Annotated in this window: 1 protein-coding gene and 1 pseudogene; both read right to left on the bottom strand. The window is 38.7% G+C overall.

Annotation, left to right across the window (positions count from 1 at the left end; translation table 11 throughout):
* Positions 1–697 (bottom strand): annotated as a pseudogene (locus P20652_RS18920) (transposase); the annotation flags it as partial.
* A 64-nt stretch (positions 698–761) separates the two neighbouring features.
* On the bottom strand, positions 762–951 hold a 190-nt coding region (locus P20652_RS21170), incomplete at its 5' end, for a hypothetical protein (protein ID WP_237707151.1).

Here is a 951-nt window from a genome sequence, read left to right as displayed (position 1 = left end):
AAGCGTACTTGAGCGCTGGTATGGTCTGACTCTTCTGGAGTGTTAGCCATTTTAGCTCTAATTGGGTTTAAATCGACATACGCCATACACGCCGCAAGCGCTGCTTCATCTAGTAATGCTTGAGATTTAAAACGCCCCTCCCACAAAGTTGTAAGGAACAACTTTGAACGCCTTAGGCGGCCCGAAGGGTGAGCGCCATGGATGGCAGCGAATAAAATCTACCTGTGCAGTTATCTTCTTTATTTGCTCTGCGCGCAATACTTTCATTTAATAAGCGCATAAACCAGCTAATACTTGATAGACGTTCACGGTATTGGTTTACTGTTTGATTAAAAAAGATAAGCTCAGCTTTACTTAGCTTTTCGCCCTGCAGGTATTTTTGTGTAATCAACGTCCCTTTACACAACTTATGCCAGCGAATAACTATGGCTTTATCATTCAGCCGTTTCGCTTTTTTGTCATCAACATACAGTACTAAATGGGTATGATTACTCATTACCGCATAAGCACACACATCAATACAAAATACCTTCGCTAATTCAAGTAGCTTATCTTCAACCCAGCCTCGTCGATGTTCGTAAGACTTACCTGTAAAGTGGTCTTTACCACACAGAAAGGCACGTCGAACACACCGTGAAATACAATGATAATATTTTGTATCAACCAAACTTACTTGACGCTTTCTTGCGATTGCCATAAGACACTCTACTTATTTTTTGCACTGATAAAAGCCTAGTACTTAGTTCGCTAAACTTCAACAATTAGAATGGGTGTCTTGTTAATCTTGCTAAACTCGAACATGCTCCAGCTAATGTACTGCATATATTATTATCGTATGTAGTACTATTAAAACTTAAAACGGGTCTTGAGTTTAATGAATTATAACTCAATAAAAACTCGACAAAAAAACCCATAAGCATTGCGAATGATAAATTTTTTAAATGCAAAGCG

Origin of the sequence: Pseudoalteromonas sp. BSi20652, assembly GCF_000239855.1 — a bacterium.
In the GTDB taxonomy this organism is placed as follows: domain Bacteria; phylum Pseudomonadota; class Gammaproteobacteria; order Enterobacterales; family Alteromonadaceae; genus Pseudoalteromonas.
Note: the sequence above shows the minus strand (reverse complement) of the source record. Positions and strands in the feature narration are given on the sequence as shown.